The organism is Streptosporangium subroseum, assembly GCF_900188345.1.
In the GTDB taxonomy this organism is placed as follows: domain Bacteria; phylum Actinomycetota; class Actinomycetes; order Streptosporangiales; family Streptosporangiaceae; genus Streptosporangium; species Streptosporangium subroseum.
Genome location: NZ_FZOD01000002.1, coordinates 335,212 through 352,869 on the forward strand (window position 1 = coordinate 335,212; position 17,658 = coordinate 352,869).

The 17,658-nt window shown below is 69.3% G+C and carries 20 protein-coding genes; 13 read left to right on the forward strand and 7 right to left on the reverse strand.

The window, feature by feature from the left end:
- The first annotated feature begins 38 nt into the window (after window positions 1–38).
- The 9 genes from CHC08_RS03530 to CHC08_RS03565 all read left to right on the forward strand — a co-directional run bounded on the left by CHC08_RS03530 (window position 39) and on the right by CHC08_RS03565 (window position 8,666).
- The gene (locus CHC08_RS03530; protein WP_089205732.1) at window positions 39–2,006 is read left to right on the forward strand and encodes a Xaa-Pro dipeptidyl-peptidase; all 1,968 of its coding nucleotides are present in this window, start codon (window positions 39–41) and stop codon (window positions 2,004–2,006) included.
- 164 nt (window positions 2,007–2,170) lie between these two features.
- Window positions 2,171–2,800 carry a DUF4129 domain-containing protein gene (locus tag CHC08_RS03535; protein ID WP_179281862.1) on the forward strand — a complete coding sequence of 210 codons (630 nt, stop codon included), beginning with the start codon at window positions 2,171–2,173 and terminating at the stop codon, window positions 2,798–2,800.
- The gene (locus CHC08_RS03540) at window positions 2,797–3,195 is read left to right on the forward strand and encodes a hypothetical protein (RefSeq protein ID WP_089205684.1); all 399 of its coding nucleotides are present in this window, start codon (window positions 2,797–2,799) and stop codon (window positions 3,193–3,195) included. Before CHC08_RS03535 ends, CHC08_RS03540 begins: the two co-directional genes overlap by 4 nt.
- Window positions 3,196–4,173: an AAA family ATPase gene (locus CHC08_RS03545; RefSeq protein WP_089205685.1), complete on the forward strand. Its 978-nt coding sequence runs from the start codon at window positions 3,196–3,198 to the stop codon at window positions 4,171–4,173.
- On the forward strand, window positions 4,173–5,423 hold the full coding sequence (locus tag CHC08_RS03550; protein WP_089205686.1) for a DUF58 domain-containing protein: 1,251 nt from the start codon (window positions 4,173–4,175) through the stop codon (window positions 5,421–5,423). The genes CHC08_RS03545 and CHC08_RS03550 overlap by 1 nt, the downstream gene beginning before the upstream one ends.
- The gene (locus CHC08_RS03555; RefSeq protein ID WP_143653098.1) at window positions 5,420–5,938 is read left to right on the forward strand and encodes a hypothetical protein; all 519 of its coding nucleotides are present in this window, start codon (window positions 5,420–5,422) and stop codon (window positions 5,936–5,938) included. The genes CHC08_RS03550 and CHC08_RS03555 overlap by 4 nt, the downstream gene beginning before the upstream one ends.
- Window positions 5,939–6,037: 99 nt before the next feature.
- Window positions 6,038–6,547 (forward strand): GNAT family N-acetyltransferase, encoded by a 510-nt coding sequence (locus CHC08_RS03560; protein ID WP_089205688.1) that lies wholly within the window; start codon window positions 6,038–6,040, stop codon window positions 6,545–6,547.
- Between the two features lie 234 nt (window positions 6,548–6,781).
- Window positions 6,782–6,952, forward strand: a complete 171-nt coding sequence (locus tag CHC08_RS47990; protein WP_143653099.1) for a DUF4175 domain-containing protein — start codon at window positions 6,782–6,784, stop codon at window positions 6,950–6,952.
- Between the two features lie 340 nt (window positions 6,953–7,292).
- On the forward strand, window positions 7,293–8,666 hold the full coding sequence (locus CHC08_RS03565) for an NADP-dependent succinic semialdehyde dehydrogenase (protein ID WP_089205689.1): 1,374 nt from the start codon (window positions 7,293–7,295) through the stop codon (window positions 8,664–8,666).
- Between the two features lie 37 nt (window positions 8,667–8,703).
- Here the strand turns inward: CHC08_RS03565 and CHC08_RS03570 are convergent, their stop codons facing one another.
- Both CHC08_RS03570 and CHC08_RS03575 read right to left on the reverse strand, forming a co-directional pair.
- Window positions 8,704–8,946: a DUF2277 domain-containing protein gene (locus tag CHC08_RS03570; protein WP_089205690.1), complete on the reverse strand. Its 243-nt coding sequence runs from the start codon at window positions 8,944–8,946 to the stop codon at window positions 8,704–8,706.
- Between the two features lie 172 nt (window positions 8,947–9,118).
- The gene (locus tag CHC08_RS03575; RefSeq protein ID WP_089205691.1) at window positions 9,119–9,583 is read right to left on the reverse strand and encodes a MarR family winged helix-turn-helix transcriptional regulator; all 465 of its coding nucleotides are present in this window, start codon (window positions 9,581–9,583) and stop codon (window positions 9,119–9,121) included.
- A gap of 285 nt (window positions 9,584–9,868) precedes the next feature.
- Here CHC08_RS03575 and CHC08_RS03580 point away from each other — a divergent pair, with 285 nt between their 5' ends.
- Entirely contained in the window at window positions 9,869–10,516 is a 648-nt protein-coding gene (locus CHC08_RS03580; protein WP_089205692.1) for a nitroreductase family protein, read from the forward strand.
- Window positions 10,517–10,617: 101 nt separating this feature from the next.
- Here CHC08_RS03580 and CHC08_RS03585 read toward each other — a convergent pair whose 3' ends face one another.
- Entirely contained in the window at window positions 10,618–11,025 is a 408-nt protein-coding gene (locus CHC08_RS03585; protein WP_179281863.1) for a hypothetical protein, read from the reverse strand.
- Window positions 11,026–11,125: 100 nt separating this feature from the next.
- On the opposite strand from CHC08_RS03585, the gene CHC08_RS03590 reads away from it, so the two are divergent.
- Complete coding sequence (locus CHC08_RS03590) at window positions 11,126–12,178, forward strand: PucR family transcriptional regulator (RefSeq protein WP_089205693.1); 1,053 nt, start codon at window positions 11,126–11,128, stop codon at window positions 12,176–12,178.
- 190 nt (window positions 12,179–12,368) lie between these two features.
- Window positions 12,369–13,805, forward strand: coding sequence for a WS/DGAT/MGAT family O-acyltransferase (locus CHC08_RS03595; protein ID WP_089205694.1), 1,437 nt, complete (start codon window positions 12,369–12,371; stop codon window positions 13,803–13,805).
- Here the strand turns inward: CHC08_RS03595 and CHC08_RS03600 are convergent.
- The 4 genes from CHC08_RS03600 to CHC08_RS03615 all read right to left on the reverse strand — a co-directional run bounded on the left by CHC08_RS03600 (window position 13,692) and on the right by CHC08_RS03615 (window position 15,869).
- Window positions 13,692–14,222, reverse strand: a complete 531-nt coding sequence (locus CHC08_RS03600; protein WP_089205695.1) for an ATP-binding protein — start codon at window positions 14,220–14,222, stop codon at window positions 13,692–13,694. The genes CHC08_RS03595 and CHC08_RS03600 overlap by 114 nt on opposite strands.
- A 203-nt stretch (window positions 14,223–14,425) precedes the next feature.
- Window positions 14,426–14,971, reverse strand: coding sequence for a type 1 glutamine amidotransferase domain-containing protein (locus CHC08_RS03605; RefSeq protein ID WP_089205696.1), 546 nt, complete (start codon window positions 14,969–14,971; stop codon window positions 14,426–14,428).
- Between the two features lie 83 nt (window positions 14,972–15,054).
- Entirely contained in the window at window positions 15,055–15,321 is a 267-nt protein-coding gene (locus tag CHC08_RS03610; RefSeq protein ID WP_089205697.1) for a DUF4031 domain-containing protein, read from the reverse strand.
- Entirely contained in the window at window positions 15,318–15,869 is a 552-nt protein-coding gene (locus tag CHC08_RS03615) for a TetR/AcrR family transcriptional regulator (RefSeq protein WP_089205698.1), read from the reverse strand. The genes CHC08_RS03610 and CHC08_RS03615 overlap by 4 nt, the downstream gene beginning before the upstream one ends.
- A 125-nt stretch (window positions 15,870–15,994) precedes the next feature.
- Between CHC08_RS03615 and CHC08_RS03620 the strand changes: the two genes are divergently transcribed.
- On the forward strand, window positions 15,995–17,572 hold the full coding sequence (locus CHC08_RS03620; protein ID WP_218825102.1) for an MDR family MFS transporter: 1,578 nt from the start codon (window positions 15,995–15,997) through the stop codon (window positions 17,570–17,572).
- The last annotated feature ends 86 nt before the right edge of the window (window positions 17,573–17,658 follow it).

A 17,658-nucleotide genomic window follows, 5' to 3' on the forward strand; every position in this document is an offset into this window, starting at 1 on the left:
TTGTCAGGTTCTCGTCGACCCTCTGGGAGAGCTCCTCGATGAACAAGTGGAAGACAGTCCTCATCGCGCTGGCGGTAGCCGTACCTTCCGGTGTTCTGCCCGCCGCGGCCGCGCAACCCGCGACCGCACAACCCGCGACCGCGCCGATCGAGAACAACGAGACCCAGCCGGTCTACTCGCGGGCCGACGCCCTGACCGAGACCGTGTTCGTCGAGGTCGCCCGGGTCGACAGCGACTCCGACGGCCGCCCCGATCGGGTCGCGGTCGACATCATGCGGCCCAAGGAGACCGCGGCGGGGCTGAAGGTCCCGGTCATCATGGAGGCCAGCCCCTACTACGCGGGCGGCAACGACGTGCCCAACCACGTCGTGGACCTCGACGGCTCGGACCCCGCGGGCATGGAATACCGGCACAACAAATTCAGCGACCTGCGTGACGAGATGTTCGGTCTTGACGACTCGAGCGCGGCCCGGGCGATCGCGCCGCCCTTCACCGGCTACTACGACAACTACTTCGTCCCCCGTGGCTACGCGGTCGCGCTGGTGGAGAACCTCGGCTCGGGCCGCGCGACAGGCTGCCCGACGACCGGTCTGGGCAACGAGACCGCCGGGCCCAAGGCCGCGATCGAATGGCTCAACGGCCGGGCCCGCGGGTTCGACGTGGCCGGAAAAGAGATCAAGGCCGACTGGTCCACCGGCAGGGTCGGCATGATCGGCGTCTCCTACAACGGCACGCTCCCCAACGCCGTCGCCGCCACCGGGGTCCAGGGGCTCAAGACCATCGTGCCGATCGCCGCCATCTCCTCCTGGTACGACTACTACCGCGCCAATGGCGGCGTCCTGGCTCCCGGCGGCTACCAGGGTGAGGACGCCGACGTGCTCGCCCGCTACGTCCTGACCCGCGACGACGCCGAACACGCCTGTGGCGCGCTCATCAATCGGATCGAACAGGACCAGGATCGCGTCACCGGCGACTACTCCAGATTCTGGGACGATCGCAACTACCTCAACGACGTGAAAAAGGTCCGCGCCAGCGTGTTCCTGGTGCACGGTCTCAACGACTGGAACGTCAAGACCAAGCAGGCCGTCCAGTGGTGGAACGCGCTCGCCAAGCGGGACGTGCCGCGCAAGATCTGGCTGCACCAGGGCGCCCACTTCAACCCGTTCTCCTTCGCCCAGCGCAACGCCGAGTGGCTGCGCCAGCTTCACCACTGGTTCGACTTCTACCTGTACGGCCTGCGCAACGGCATCATGGACGAGCCGCAGGCGGACGTGGAGTCGGGTCCCGGCCAGTGGGCCCAGCACGCCTCGTGGCCGCTGCCGGGCACGCGTGATGTGTGGCTGAACCTCTCCGCGGGCAGGGACGGCCGCAACGGCGTTCTGAGCGACAGGCGCCCCCGGGGAGACGCCGTCGAGTCCTTCGTCGACCAGAACGTCCGCACCGCCGAGCAGCTCGCCGAGAACGTCGAGACCACCGATCCCAACCGGCTGGCCTACCTGTCCGACCCCGTGGCCAGGGACGTGCGCCTGTCCGGCACCCCGAAGGTCTCGGTGAGGGCGGCCTTCCAGGGCGGGCACTCGCCGTACCTGACGGCACTGCTGGTCGACTACGGCACCGACGCCCGCGCCTACGGCTCGGTCGTCTACGGCACCACCCCGGTCTGCTACGGCCAGGGAGTGCCGGGCGACACGGGCTGCGCCCGCCTCGCCGAACACGTCACGATGACCGCCCCCTACAAGATCATCACCAGGGGGTGGATCGACGTCCGCAACCGTGAGTCCGACTCCCGGACCGAACTGCTCCGCGAGGGCGGTTTCTACGACTTCGACATCGACCTCCAGCCCAACGACTACGTCGTCAAGGCCGGCCACCGGATCGGTGTCGTGCTCATCTCCACCGACCACGACTTCACCCTCCGCCTGCCCGCCGGGACGGGCGTCTCCGTCGAGCCGGGCGACAGCTCGGTCACGCTTCCCCTGGTCGGCGGCCGCGCCGCCCTCGGCTAGTCCTTTCCGGTAGGCGGGCCGCCGCGGGGGATCGACTTCCCCGCGACGGCCCGTACGGATTCCGGCCCTTGACGGAGAAGCGGCCCACTGATGAAGTGAGCCGCGATATGCGTCGTTTGAGGAGCTCACCAGCGGGCCGATGGCGTCGGTGGACACCGTTCGCCATGGTCGTCGTGGGACTGATGGCCGTCGGGCTCGCCGTAGGCGGGGTCCGGCTCGACGCCACGTTCGACCTGGACGCCTTCGTCCCGGACCTCTCCGCGCAGAGCCCCCTCCCGGACCAGGGCCGGAACATCGACTCCAGGCCCGGGGAGGACGACCCGCTGGGGGAGTTCTCCTTCTGGGCCGTGGTCATGATCGGCTCCGTGCTCGCCGCGCCCGTGATCGTCATGCTGATCCGGATGCTCGCGCGACCCGACGACCGGCCGCCCCCGCCCCGCCCGGCACAGGAGAAACCGGTGGCCGCCGCTGCCGACGGCGGCGAGGTGCGGGCCGCGCTCAGGGCGGCCCTGGCCGACCTCGACGCCGGGGACGACCCGCGCCGCGCGGTGATCGCCTGCTGGCTCCGGCTGGAACACGTCGCCGCCGGGTCCGGAACCCCGCGCATGGCCGCCGACACCACGGCGGACCTGGTCGCCCGGCTGCTCGCCGTACACAAGGTGGGCGAACCCGCCCTGGACCGCCTCGCGGGCGCCTACCGTCAGGCGCGTTACGCCCCGCACGAGGTGGCCGAATCGCTGCGCGACACGGCTCGCCGCGCACTGGCCGAGGTGGACGCGGAGCTGTCGTCTTGACGGCCGTCCTGTGGCATCTCGGGATCGTCGCCGTCGCCGTCGCGCTGGCCGTCGTGATCGTACGCCGGGTCCCGGTCGTCCTGTCGAGGCCGCCCGCCCAACCACGGGCGACCCGGACCGGAGAGCCGGCGGACCGGGCGTTCGCCGAAGTCAGATGGTGGGAGCACCGGCTCGCCTCCACCCGGGACGACCTGCCGAGGTTCCGCTCGCTCGTCCAGCCCCGCCTGGCCGAGCTGGCCGTGGAACGACTCCGCCAGCGGCACGGCGCGACCGGCCCCGCCCGCGCCTCGGAGATCCTCGACGCCGAACTGTACAAACTGATCACCGTCCCCGCGACGGCGGTCCCTACCCGCGCCGAGCTGGCCCGCCTGGTCGCGCGCATCGAGGAGATATAGATGGAGCTTGCCGACGTCGGCCGGCACGCACGCGAGGTGCTCGACCGGGTCAACACCGTCGTGGTCGGCAAGCGTGAGTCCCTGGAACTGGTCCTGGCCGGAATCCTGGCCGGCGGTCACGTACTGCTCGAGGACTTTCCCGGCCTGGCCAAGACCCTCACCGCTCGCTGCTTCGCGCAGGCGCTCGGCCTGGACTTCACCCGCCTGCAGTTCACCCCCGACCTGCTGCCGGCCGATGTGACCGGTTCGTTCCTCTACAACCAGCGCGACGGCGACTTCGTCTTCCGCAGGGGCCCGGTCTTCACCAACCTGCTGCTCGCCGACGAGATCAATCGCACCCCGCCCAAGACCCAGGCGGCGCTGCTGGAGGCCATGCAGGAACGCCAGGTCAGCGTCGAGGGCGTCACGCATCCGCTGGAGGCGCCGTTCCACGTGCTCGCCACCGCCAACCCGATCGAGTACGAGGGCACCTACCCGCTCCCCGAGGCCCAGCTCGACCGGTTCCTGCTCCGGGTGTCCTTCGGCTACCCGTCCCCGGAGGAGGAGTGGACGATACTGGGGCGCCGGATGGCCCGCCGCACCGAGGAGACCACGCTCGAACCCGTCGTGGACGCCGCCACCCTGAACGAGATGCAGCGGGCGATGGAGGAGGTGGCGGTGGAGGACTCGGTCGGCCGCTACATCGTCGACATCGTGTCGGCCACCCGGGACCACCCCCAGCTCCAGGTCGGAGCCTCCCCCCGCGGCTCGCTCGCCCTCCTGCTGACCGCCCGCGCCCGCGCGGTGCTCGACGGCCGCGACTACGTCATCCCCGAGGACGTCAAACGGGTGGCCCCGGCCGCGCTGTCCCACCGGATCAGCCTCCGCCCGGAGATGTGGCTGCGCCGCGTCGATCCCGTCTCCATCGTCGAGGAGATCTGCGCCCGCACCCCCGCGCCCCTCTCCGAGCAGCTCCCCGCCTACACCGGTGGCACGTGATGTGGACCTCGACCCCGGCGCTGCGGCGTGCGGTCGCCTTCAGCGTCGGGCTGTGCCTGCTCGCGGTGACGTTCGGCCGGATGGACCTGCTGGTCATGGCCGTGCCGTTCGCACTGGGCACGGCTCTCACCCTGCGCTCCCGGCCGGCCGGGCCACCCCGGGCCGCCCTGCGTCTCGACGACGTCGCCGTCGTCGAGGGCGGTGACGTCAGCGCCTCGGTCACCGTGGACGGCGACCACTCGACGTTGTGCGTCGTCAGTCCCGACGTCTCGCCCGGCCTGGGCCAGGATGTCATGCACCACGTCGCGTCGTTGCCCGCCGACGTGGCGCTCACCGGCACGGCCAGGCGCTGGGGCGTCCACTCGCTGGGGCCGGTGCGGGTCCGGGTGATCGCCTGCGACGGGCTGCTGGAGTTTCCCGAGCTGGTGCTGCCCCCCGAGACCGTGCGGGCACTCCCGGCCGCCGAGCCGTTCGTCTCGCGCGCCTTCGTGCCCCGGGCCGACGGGATGTCCGGGGTTCACCGCTCCCGCCGGTCCGGCGAGGGAGGGGAGCTCGCCGGAGTACGGCCCTACCGGTCGGGCGACCGGTTGCGCCGCATCGACTGGCGGACCACCCTGCGCACCCGCGAGCCGTACGTCAACGCCACCCAGCCCGAACGCGACGCCGGGATCGTCCTGCTGCTGGACGTCCTGCACGAGGCGGGCGGCGACGACGACGGTACGGCGAGCGTGCTGGACGCCACGGTCCGGGCCGCCGCCGCGATCGCCGAGCACTACACCCGTCAGGGTGACCGGGTCTCCCTGACCGAGTTCGGGCCCCGGCTGCGGCGGCTGCCCCCCGGCACGGGCCGGCGGCACCACCTGGCCCAGCTCGCCTGGCTGGCCGACACCAGAGCCATGCCCGAAGGCTGGGACGCATTGGGCGACCGGCCGCCGATCGCCGGACCACCGGCCTCGAACGCCCTGGTCATCATGTTGACCCCGCTCCTGGACCCGCGTAGCGCCACCGCCCTGGCCACCCTGGCCCGCACCCGCCGCTCCCTGGTCGCGGTCGACACCCTGCCCGCCGGTCTCCACCTCCGGAGAGCCGGCGAATGGTCGGATCTGGCCGAGCGGCTCTGGCGGCTGGAACGCGAGAACACCATCGGCCGCCTGCGTGAGGTCGGGGTGCCGGTCGAGGTCTGGCGTGGCTCGGGCAGCCTGGACGCGGTCCTGCGAGACGTCGCCCGGATCGTCGCGGTGCCGCGATGAGCAGATTGCACTCGCTGAGCTGGCGGGCGCTGGTGTGGGCCTGCGGAACAACGGCACTGCTCGTCGCCATGCCGCCGGACTATCGCGCCGGGATCGTGATGCCGCTGCTCGCCGCCCTGATCGGCCTGCTCACCGCGGCGGAGCCGGAGAGCGCCTGGGTGCTCTCCCTGGAGGTCGTCACCGTAGTGTCCTGGCTGCTGACCACCGTCGTGTACGGCTACTCCCCGTCCTGGATCGTGGCGCTGGCCATCGGGGCGCTCCTCTACCTGCACCATGCGATGGCCGCCATCGCCGCTCACGTGCCGGTGCCGGCGCGCATTCCCGTCTCCCTGCTCACCGCGTGGCTGGGCCGGGTCGGTGTTGTGCTCGCCGCGTCCGTCGTCGTCTGCCTGCCCATCACCGCGCTGGCCGGCGCCCCCTTCGTGATTCCGTCGGCCGTGGCCGTCATCCTCGGCGCCGGGGGAGCGCTGGGTGTCGCCCACCTTCTGACGCGGCCGGGCACGAGGGGGCGCTGACACGGGAGGCGGCCGGTCACCGGATACGGCATATTATTGCAACCTTTTCGCAACTGCGGCTTTTTCGCAGAAGGGGTCCTGGTTCGATACTGTGATCTTGTGACCAGAGACTTCACGGTGTTCCCGGCCTCGAAGGGCGACGGGGATGTAGTGGGCGAGATCCATGCGGAGTCATGGAAGGCGGCCTACGCCGGCTTCTTCTCTCCGGAGTTCTTCGCCGAAGCGGTGAGGCGGCGGCGCCACAAATGGCACGACGTGCTCGCCGAGGGCAAGGACACGGCCATGCTGGCCGCGCTGGACGGGCGGCCGCTGGCCTACTCCTACTTCGGCTCCTCACCGGCGCGGCCGGAGTCGGCGGAGATCTTCGGCTTCTACGGCCACCCGGACGGCTGGGGAAGCGGGATCGCGAGTGTCCTGATGACCGCGTCCCTGCAAAGGATGCGTGAGGACGGCTTCGGCGGGGTCCATCTCTGGACGCTCCGTGACACGCTCCAGTCCCGCCGCTTCTACGCCAAGAACGGCTTCGCGGAGTCAGGTGCGGTCCGCGGCCACGACTTCGGTGACGGCAACCCGATCGAGCAGGTCGAGTACGAGCTGGTCCTTCGCTGACGGCCCGAGAAGCCCGCGGTCGCCGACGGCGCCCTCGCGTCCGGGTCGGAGAAGCCGGAGGAAGCCAGAGGAAGCCAGAGGAAGCCGGAGAAGGAGCCCGGTCCGCCACGACCGGCCGTTCGACCGCTAACCCTGATTGTTTACCGGACGCTCCCTAAGGCCTGACCCTGGCTTGTCCCTGACTTTGACTCGCGCCTCTGCCGCTGGGCCGTACCGGCGCATAGCGTTGTGGGCATGGGACGAATTCTGTTGATCGTGGCGGCCGTGGTGCTCGCCTTTTGCCTGCTCGGCTCGCTCATGGGCATCATCTTCGGACTGCTCAAGTGGGCCCTGATCATCGGCCTGGTGGCCGTGGTGGTCATGTTCGTGGCCAAGCTCTTCCGCTCCTCCCACATCCGGGACTGATCGCCGGCCGGTGGGCTCCCTGGCCGGGACGCCGCCCAGACGGGCGGCGTCCACCCGGCCCTCTCCGGGTCTCCTCTTCCGTCGCCCGCCCGTGTAAAGCCCTGGAAAGAGGGCACGTGGCCGATGCCGGATCCTCTCCTCCGCTCCCTGAGCGGGCGGAGGGGATACTGGATGACAGGGGGACAGGACGCCCGATCTCCGTGGACTCCCGCCTGCGCCTCCTACGGCCTGCGCCGCAGGAGGCCGGTCCGTTCTCGCAGGTGGGCCGATCGTCCCCGCCGAAAGCTCTCAAGCCCGACCGCCCCGTCGTCTGAGGGCGACGGTTGCCGAGGAGGTACCGATGGCGATCGCGACGATCAACCCCACCACGGGGGAGACGCTGAAGACCTTCGAACCACTGAGTGAGCATGAGCTGGACGAGCGGCTGGCGCTCGCCGCCGCGGAGTTCACGACCTACCGGACCACCGATTTCAAGCAGCGGACAGCCTGGATGCAGAGCGCCGCGGACCTGCTGGAGTCGGAGCAGGAGCAGGTGGCCCGGATGATGACCACCGAGATGGGAAAGACGCTGGTCGAGGCCCGGAGCGAGGTGGCCAAGTGCGTGAAGGGAATGCGTTTCTACGCCGACCACGCCGAGGCGTTCCTGGCGGATGAGCCGGCGGACGCGCCCGCCGTGGGCGCGAGGCGGGCATATGCGCGTTACCAGCCGCTGGGGCCGGTGCTCGCGGTGATGCCGTGGAACTTCCCCCTGTGGCAGGCGATGCGGTTCGCCGCTCCGGCGCTGATGGCCGGCAACGTGGGGCTGCTCAAGCACGCCTCGAACGTTCCGCAGACCGCGCTCTACCTGGGGGAGCTGTTCGCCAGGGCGGGCTTCCCCCCGGGCTGCTTCCAGACGCTGCTCATCGGGTCCGATCAGGTTGAGCGGGTGCTGCGGGACCCGCGGGTGGTGGCCGCCACCCTGACCGGGTCCGAGCCGGCCGGCCGGTCGGTCGCGGCGATCGCGGGGAGCGAGGTCAAGGCGACCGTCCTGGAACTCGGCGGTTCCGATCCCTACGTCGTGATGCCGTCCGCCGACCTCGACGGCGCCGTGGCCACCGCGGTCACCGCGCGGGTGCAGAACAACGGCCAGTCCTGTATCGCGGCCAAGCGGTTCATCGTGCACGCCGACGTGTACGAGGACTTCACCGACCGGTTCGTGGCGCGGATAGAGGCGCTGCGCGTGGGAGATCCGGTGGACGAGTCGACCAACGTGGGGCCTCTCGCCACCGAGCAGGGGCGCGACGATCTGGAGATGCTGGTGACCGACGCGGTCGTACGCGGCGCGCGCGTGCTGTGCGGGGGATTCACCCCCGACCGGCCGGGCTGGTTCTACCAGCCGACCGTGATCACCGACATCACCCCGGAAATGCGGATCTTCAAGGAGGAGGCGTTCGGTCCGGTGGCCTCGCTGTACCGGGTGGGAAACATCGACGAGGCGCTCGCCCTGGCCAACGCCACCGATTTCGGGCTCGGCTCCAACGCCTGGACCACGGACGAGGGCGAGCAGGAGCGCTTCATCGCCGATCTGGAGGCGGGCATCGTCACCGTCAACGGCATGGTCGTCTCCTACCCCGAACTGCCGTTCGGCGGAATCAAGAACTCGGGATACGGCCGGGAGCTGTCCGCGCACGGCATCCGCGAGTTCTGCAACCTCAAGGCCGTCTGGATCGGCTGAGCCGCCCGCCCGCCCGGGCGGGTGTCCGTGGCGGGGATCAGTCGGATTGATCCCCGCCGGAGGCGGCCCGGGAGACCTGCTTCAGTTCGAGGTCGTCGAGCAGGGTCCGGGTCGCGGCGGCTATGGCGTCCACGGCCCGCTCGAAGGCCTCGGCGTTGCGGGCTGAGGGGGCGCGAAAGCCCGATATCTTGCGGACGTACTGGAGCGCGGCGGCTCGCATGTCGTCGTCGGTCACGTCGCTGGCGTAGGGCTCACGAAGAGTCTTGATGCTCCGGCACATGAACAAGACGGTACGTCGTATCCGGCCGCCGGTCGCAAAAGGCGCACAGATTCCCGGGACCCGGCTCATCCGTCGACGCCGGCTCTCAGATCGATGGGTTCTCCGCGCCGGAGCCGGCCGAATACCCGCGCGTGCTCCCGGCCCGGTACGCGCGCGACCGCCTGTGCGCTCTTCAGTCGCCGACGTTCAGGAGTTTGCCGAGGAGGGCGGTGAGGTGGTCGCGCTCGGCGGGGGTCAGGGCCTGGAACGTACGGTCGAGGAATTCCGGGACCGAGGTCTCGGCCTCGGCGAGCAGCCCCAGGCCGGAGTCGGTGATGGTGACGGCATAGGCGCGCCGATCGGCGGGATTGCGCTCGCGGCGCACGTGCCCGGCCTTTTCCAGGTCGTCGCAGACACCGACCATGACGCTGCGGTCGATGCGCAGCTCCTCGCTGAGGGTCTGCTGGGAGCAGGGCCCGACGGCCGCGAGCATCTTCAGCACCAGGTGCTGGCCGACGCCGATGCCGTGTTCGTCCGCCTGGGTTTCGGCGGCGCGGGCGACGGCGGCCGAGGCCCGGCACAGCGCGATGTCCAGCCGTTCGCCCGCGAGCCGCGGAAAGTAGATCATCTGCGCGCGGTCAGTGGTCTTGATCGCCATCTGGTCCCCTTCTGATGCCGATGATCGTACCACCAACCATCTGATTGCAGATTGTTTGACACCAGATGGATTCTACCCGTACGGTCACAAACAATCTGCGCACAGATTGTTTGTTCTCAGATGGAAGCTCGGGTGGGGGCGGCTTCTCGCCGCCCGGCGCCGCCATCGCCCGTCTCGGCGTCCACCTCGGGGTCCACCTGGGAGTCCACTGCCCGCTACGGGCACCGGCCCGCCCATGACCGAGCCGGTGGCTGACGGACCACACGATTCGAAAGGAAAAAACTCATGACCCTGGACCTGACCCCCGACGAGCTGCTGTCCACCACCCGCGCGGTCCGCAAACGCCTCGACCTCACCCGCCCGGTGCCCCGAAGCCTGATCGAGGAATGCGTGGACCTGGCCACCCAGGCCCCCACCGGACGCAACCGGCAACGCTGGCACTTCCTGGTCGTCACCGAGGAGTCGCGGCGCAGGGCCGTGGCCGACATCTTCCGCCGCGCGGTCGCGACCGGCGGTGGCGCGCCGGTGAACGAACACGACCTGCGCCGCATGTACGCCCACCCGGGCTCCATGGAGCGCATCGCCGACGGCTTCCAGCACCTGTACGACAACATCCACCGGGTCCCGGCCTTTGTCATTCCCGCGGTCGAGGGCCGGACCGACCGGGCTTCGGTGCTGGATCAGTCCATGACCTGGGGGTCGATCCTGCCGGCGGTGTGGAGCTTCATGCTCGCGGCGCGGGCCCGTGGCCTCGGCACCGTCTGGACGACCGCGCAGGGTCCGCTGGAACGCGAACTGGCCCAGGTGCTCGGCGTTCCGTACGACGAGATCATGCTGGCCGCCTTCATCCCCCTCGCCTTCACCATCGGCACCGACTTCCGCCCCGCCCGGCGCATCCCCCACGAGGAGGTCCTGCACTGGGACCACTGGTAGGGGGACAGGCCGTATGCGGGCACAGGCCGGCTCGACGAGGAAAAAACGGACCGGCCCGCCAGAGGGGCAAGCCCCTGGGGGTCGAGCGGGCCGGTCCGGGATCAGGGGATGGAACGGCGCAGGGCCACCGAGTCCTGCAGTACTTTGATCGGGTTCTGGCCGTCGATCAGCAGGCGGCGCGTCAGGACCGCGACCTGGAGCGGGGCGAGCACCTCCAGCACGTCCAGCTCGTCCAGGCCCGTCTGGACCTTGTCCCCGGGCCACCCCATCGACGGGCGGCTGCCCAGGGAGGACTCGTGGGCCGCGCGGGCTCGCGGGCTCATGGTGTTGGTGCCCGCGTAAAGAACGATGCCGTCCTCGTCCAGACGGCCCCGGTGCTCCGCCAGCACCGCGTCGATCAGCCGGGTGACCTCGTCGAGGCCCAGGCCGGCCAGTTCGGACTCCAGTTCGGACAGACGCCGCTGCGCCCGGGGCGGTGCCCAAGGTGCGACGCGGCTTCGCTCCTCCACGGCGGTTCCTCTCACGGGGTGATGGGTGTGACGGTATGGCCCACGCCGGGAGGAGTCATCGTTCGGCCGGTGGAGATCCTTCCTACATCTGTAGGATCGGATGGTGATCGCGGATGACGTTCAGGACCTTCTCGAATCACTGGCCGTGGCCGTCGGCAGGGGCATGTCCGTGGACGACCTCGAGGGCCGGGTCGTCGCGCACAGCGCCCACCACGGCGAGGTCGACCCGGTCCGGGCCCACGCCATCCTGTCACGGTCGGTTCCGGCCGAGGTCGAGGCCTGGCAGGAGGCCCACGGGGTCACGAAGACCTGCGAGCCGGTCCGGATCCCGGACAATCCGGAGCTGGGCATGGCGTCCCGGCTCTGCGTGCCGCTGCTTCACCAGGACAGGCGCGTCGGCTACCTCTGGATCATCGAGGGCACGGGCCCGCTGAGCGCGGAGGAGCAGTCCAGGGCCATCCATGACGCCGCCGCGATCGCGGCCCTGCTCGACGACGGCGGGAGCTCTCACACCCTGCGCCGCCTGCTCACCGGAGAGATCGCCGTACGGCGGGCGGCCGGCGTGCTCGGCGAGGGACCGCTGCGCGTCCTGGCCCTGCGGAGGGACCCGGCCAACCTGCGCGAGGCGGTCGGCGTGGAGCTCGCACGCCTGCGCCGCCCTCCGGCCTTCACGATCCTGGACCGGCACGCCGTACTGCTGCTGAACCAGCGCGAGGACGCGCAGGCGCTGGGAGAGCGACTGGCCGCCGGCACCCGGGGGAAAGTCGGGATCAGCGCGATCCATCCGGAGCTCGAATCAGCGGTGGAGGCGTACAGGGAGGCGGTCGCCGCGGCCAGGGCGGCGGCGGCCGAACCGGGGCTCGGGCCGGTCGCCCGCTGGCCGGAGCTGGGTGTCTACCGGCTGATCGCCGAGCCCACCGCCACCCCGATCGCCGGGCTGCGCGAGCATCCGGCGCTCATGCTGACGCTGGAGAGTTATCTGGACAGCGGGGGAGACGCGCAGGAGACCGCCCGCCTGCTCCACCTGCACCGCACCAGCCTCTACTACCGCCTGGCAAGGATCGAGGAGCTCACCGGGCGGAGCCTGAAGAACGGGACGCATCGGTTAGAACTCCATCTCGCGCTGAAGCTGATTCGCTGGAATACGGTGTAACGGCAAATAATTCGGGCACAGCTCTGCGGTGCTGGAGTTGATCGGCGGAATCATCAGCGTCATGGTCGTGCTCGTGATAGCCGCACTCGCGTTACTCGTCGTCTCAGCAGTGGTCCTGGTCACACTGGCGGTGTTGGCCCTGACGACCTCACGGGAGCAGGATGGAAGGACGACTTCCCGGAGGTAGACGGTGCGGCAGCTCAGCGCGGTGGACACGCAGTTTTTGAACTTCGAGACCTCGACGAATGTCGCGAACATCGCGGGGCTGGCGATCCTGTCCGGCGGACTGACCCGCGGGGATCTGGTCTCACTGCTGGCCCGGCGGCTCCACCTGGCCGCGCCGTTCCGCCGGAGGCTGGCCTTCGTGCCGTTCGGCCTGGACCATCCGTACTGGACCGAAGAGACCAGGATCGACCTCGACTACCACGTACGCGAGGTCGCGCTGCCCGCGCCGGGCGACGACGAGCAGCTGGGCGAGCAGGTGGCCAGGCTGCACGCCCGCCGCCTGGACCGTCGCCGCCCGCTCTGGGAGATGTATCTGATCCACGGCCTCGCCGGTGACCGGACGGCCCTCTACATGAAGGTCCATCACGCCGCCGTCGACGGGGTCACCGGCGCCGACGTGCTCGCCTCCCTGCTGGACACCTCCGCCGAGCCCGCCGAGATCGAGATGGCGCCTCCGAGCGAACCCGAGGAGAAGGTCGAACCTCGGGAGATGGTCGCCAGGGGGGTGGCCAAGGCCATCGTCAACCCGGCGAACACGGTGAGGTTCCTGATCAACGCCGTTCCGTACCTGGACGAGATCCCGCTGATCTCCCAGGTGCCCGGAGCGGGGCTGGTCTCGCGGATCACCCGGGATCTGGTCAACCGCCTGTACGGTGGCGACCCGGTGCCCGCCCTTCCCCGCCTGACCGTGCCTCGCACGCCCTTCAGCGGCAGGATCACCGCCCACCGCCGGTTCGCCTTCACCACGTTGCCGCTGAAGGACGTCAAACAGGTCAAGAACGCCTTCGGCGTCACGGTGAACGACGTGGTGATGACCCTGTGCGCGGGGGCGCTACGGCAGTGGCTGCTCAAGCACGACGCGCTGCCCGAGCAGCCGCTCGTCGCCGGGGTGCCTTTCTCCCTCAGGGTTCCCGGCGACCACAGCGTGGGCAACCAGGTCACCATCATGATCACTACTCTGGCCACGCAGGTCGCCGATCCGGTGGAGCGGCTGATGGCCGTACGGGACGCGATGGAACTGATCAAGGACCGTTCGTCGCTCGCCCCGGCGCGCTGGCTCCAGGAGCTCAGCGACATGATGCCCTCGGCCCTGACCGGGATGGCCGCCCGCGCGGCCTTCAACCTCTTCGCCGGGAGTGCGGGACCGATCAACGTTGTGATCTCCAACGTCCCCGGCCCGCAGATCCCGCTCTACGTGAGTGGCGCCAGACTGCTCTCCTATCACCCCGTCTCGGTGGTCACCGACGCCAGCGGCGGCCTCAACATCACGGTCTTCTCCTACGACGGCTCACTGGACGTCGGCGTGGTCGCCTGCCGGGAGATGGTTCCCGACGTATGGACGGTCACCGACTACCTCAGGGACGCGCTGTCCGAGCTCGTGTTCCTCGCTGAGCAGCAGTGACAGGCCGGGGGCGTCCTCGACGAAGCGCAGGGCCTTCTCCAGGCAGACGATCGAGCCGCGCTCGTGTCTGTTCACGAACCGGATGTCGTCGGCCAGGGCCTGCATGATGAGCAGGCCGCGCCCGTGTTCGGACGTGGCGGAGGGCGAGGAGGGCACTCCTGAGAAGTCGAAGCCGTTCCCCGCGTCCACCACCTTGATCACGCAACGGTCACGGCAGAGCTCGGTGCTCACCATGTAGTCGTCACTGGGGGTGGCGTGCTGGATGACGTTGGAACACGCCTCCGAGAGCATGAGCTGGATGTCCTCCCGGATCTGTGGCACCACACCAAGGGCACCGAGCGAGGCGTCCAGCAGTTGTCTGATGACAGGAACACTCGCGGCGTCACGCGGTAGACGTAACGCGATCGTGGCCTCCACGGTCTCCTCCTTCGCAGCTGACGACTAAGCCTTGCCCCGCCTTGGTCGTCCTAATCGAAGAGAGATGCTCGTGCCCGCACGAGGGGCCACGGAGGCCCCTGGGACTGGGGGGAATCCAGAGATTCAGAAATCTCCGGGTCCCGGCGTCTCCGGGACACCCGGAGACGCCGGGGACTCCTGACGGGAGATCCCGGGGGCGGCCCTCAGCCGGAGAAGGCGTCGCCGAAGGCCTGGTTGAAGGCCTTGAGATCGTCGGGCATACGGCTCGTGATCAGGGTGTTCGGGCCGGAGGTGCAGATCATGACCTCCCTGTCCTCCCAGGTCGCGCCCGCGTTGCGCAGGTCGGTCTGGAGGCTCGGCCAGGAGGTGACCGTCCGGCCGTTCACCACGTCGGCCTCGATCAGGGTCCAGGGCGCGTGGCAGATGGCCGCGACGGGCTTGCCCGCGTCGAAGAAGCCCTTCGCGAACCGGACGGCGCCCGGCACGGTTCGCAGTATGTCGGGGTTGGCGACACCGCCGGGCAGTACCAGTCCGTCGAAGTCGGCCGCCGACACCTCGTCGACCGTCGCGTCCACCGCGAACCGGTCGGCCTTGTCGAGATGGTTGAACGCCTGGATCTGCCCCGGCCGGGTGGAGACCAGCTTCGGCGTGCCTCCGGCCTGCTTGACGGCCTTCCACGGCTCGGTGAGTTCGATCTGCTCGACGCCCTCAGGTGCCACGAGGAACGCGATCGTCTTGTCGTTGAGCATGGGTTTCCCCTTTGGCGTGTTGGTTACGTCCTTCAGGGGCGGGTCATGCCCGGCGAGTAGGGATCTATGCGATAGGCATTGATTCAGGGACGAACTTTGCGACGGCGCAGACCTGCCGCGGTGAGCCGGGTGACAAGCTCACGCGATGACACGGCCTGTGCGCCCAGCGCGACGGCCCGTTCGTAGACCGTCTCGGGAACGTCGTAGTGGTCGCGGTCGAACGCCCGGAACGGCACGCCCAGGAGCGAGGCGAAGGCGTGCAGTTCCTCGGTCGAGCTGTCGCTGACCAGGTGTGACCAGAACAGGTCGCGCGGACCCGGCCAGTTCGGCGGGTCGATGAGAACGCTCACCGCCGGATGAGCTCGAGTGCGACCTCCAGGGCGGCCGCCTGGCGTTCGTCGTCGGGAAGTTTGTCGTCCTTGAGGATGAACCAGGCCGCGTGCATGGAGAACAGGGCCATCGAGTTCTTCAGCCGGGTGGCGGCCGAGTCGTTCGGGTCGACGAGGAAGGTGATCAGCTCCAGCATCCGGTCGCGGGTCTTCTCCATCACGGGGTGGTGCTTGAGCGCCGTCTGGTTGCGCTCGGAGAATCGCATGACCTCGTGGTGGCGTCCCCGGTGCAGGTCCTCGGAGTAGCGGCGGATCAGCTCGCGCCGGGCCTCGTCGGTGCGCGGCTGGGTCTCGGCCCAGGCGATCAGCTCCTGCACCGCCTGCAGCCGGTCCTCGGCCAGGCTGGTGACGATGTCGTCTTTTGTTCTGAAGTGGTAGTAGAGGGCTGCCTTGGTCACTCCGAGAGCCTCCGCGATCTCCCGGAGCGAGGTCGCCTCGTATCCCTGCTCGATGAAGAGCTTCAGGGCGATCTCCTGGATGCGGGTCCGGGTGTCCGGGTGTTCCCTCATGATCCCCTCTGGTGGATTAAATCGGCTTGACGACCGGCAAGTAGCGGCTTACATTTCCATCGTATCCGACGCTAGCCGGTCGGCAGGTAAGCCAGAGATCCTTTTTACCCTAAGAGGAGGCTGATGTGACGGAAACCGCACCGGCGCCGGGGCGGCGACGTGAGGTCATGGTAGTGCTGCCGGGCCTGATGCTCGCGATAGCGCTGGCCATGCTCGACAACATGATCGTCGGTACGGCGATGCCCCGCATCCTCGGGGAGCTCGGCGGCCTGGCCCATCTGTCCTGGGTGGTCACCGCCTACGTGCTCGGCACCACCGTCTCAACCCCCATCTGGGGAAAGATCGGCGACCTCTACGGCAGGAAGAACATCTTCCTCGCCTCCATCGTGCTCTTCATGATCGGCTCGGTGCTCTGCGGCATGGCAGGCTCCGCCATGCTGGGCGGTCCCGCCGACGGCATGGCCCAGCTCATCGCCTTCCGTGCGATCCAGGGCCTCGGCGCCGGCGGCCTGTTGGTCAACGCCATGGCGATCATCGGTGACCTCGTCCCGCCCCGCGAGCGGGGTCAGTACCAGGGCCTGATGGCCGCGGTGATGTCGCTGGCGATGATCGCCGGTCCGCTCGTCGGCGGGTTCATCACCGACCACCTCGACTGGCGCTGGGCCTTCTACGTGAACCTGCCCATCGGGTTCGTCGCCCTGGCGCTGCTGGCGGTCAAGCTGAAGCTGCCCAAGTATCGCACCGAGCACCGCATCGACTGGCTCGGCGCCGTCCTGCTCTCGATCGGCATCACCGCGGTGGTCCTGATCACCACCTGGGGCGGCAACGACTACGGCTGGACCTCGCCGCAGATCCTCGGCCTCGCGGCACTCGCCGTGGTCGCGCTGGCGCTGTTCGTCCCGGTCGAGCGCCGCGCCGCCGAACCGATCATGCCGCTCAACGTGTTCCGCAACCGCAACTTCACGCTGATCTCGCTCGTCGGCTTCCTGCTCGGCTTCGCGATGTTCGGTGCGATCAACTTCCTGCCGCTGTTCCAGCAGACGGTCCAGGGAGCCTCGGCCACCAACTCCGGCCTGCTGCTGCTGCCGATGATGGGCGCGGCCATGGTCGTCTCGCTCTTTGTCGGCCAGGCCATCACCAGGACCGGAAAGTACAAGATCTACCCGGTCATCGGCGGCGTGATCATGGCGCTCGCCATGTGGCTGCTCTCCATGATGGACGTCAACACGCCCTCGTGGCAGACCGGCGTGTTCATCGCGGTGCTCGGCCTCGGCATGGGCTTCCTGATGCAGACCACGATGCTGATCGCACAGAACAGCGTCGAGCAGAGGGACCTGGGCGTCGCCAGCAGCGCGTCCACCTTCTTCCGCTCCATCGGCGGCTCGTTCGGCGTCTCGCTGTTCGGTGCGGTCTTCAACAACCACCTCACCTCCAGCCTGACGGACAAGCTGGGCCCCGCCCTGGGAGACAGGCTCGCCACCGGCGGCGGCCAGTTCAACCCCGCGGCCATGGAGCGACTGCCCCCGAACGTGCGGCTCGGTTTCCTGGAGTCGCTGGCCTCGTCCATCTCCAGCGTGTTCTGGTGGGCCATCCTGTTCGCCGTCCTGGTTCCGCTCATCGCGGCCTTCATCCAGGAGATCCCGCTGCGCGGAGGCTTCGACAAGAACGAGGAGACGGAGACCCCCGTTCCGATCCTCGAATGACATCGCGTCGCGTCTCGCCTCGGAGAGATCGCCTCCGGCGCCAAGTCGCACCTCAGCGAGATGCAAGTGGCGCGCGGCACCATGGG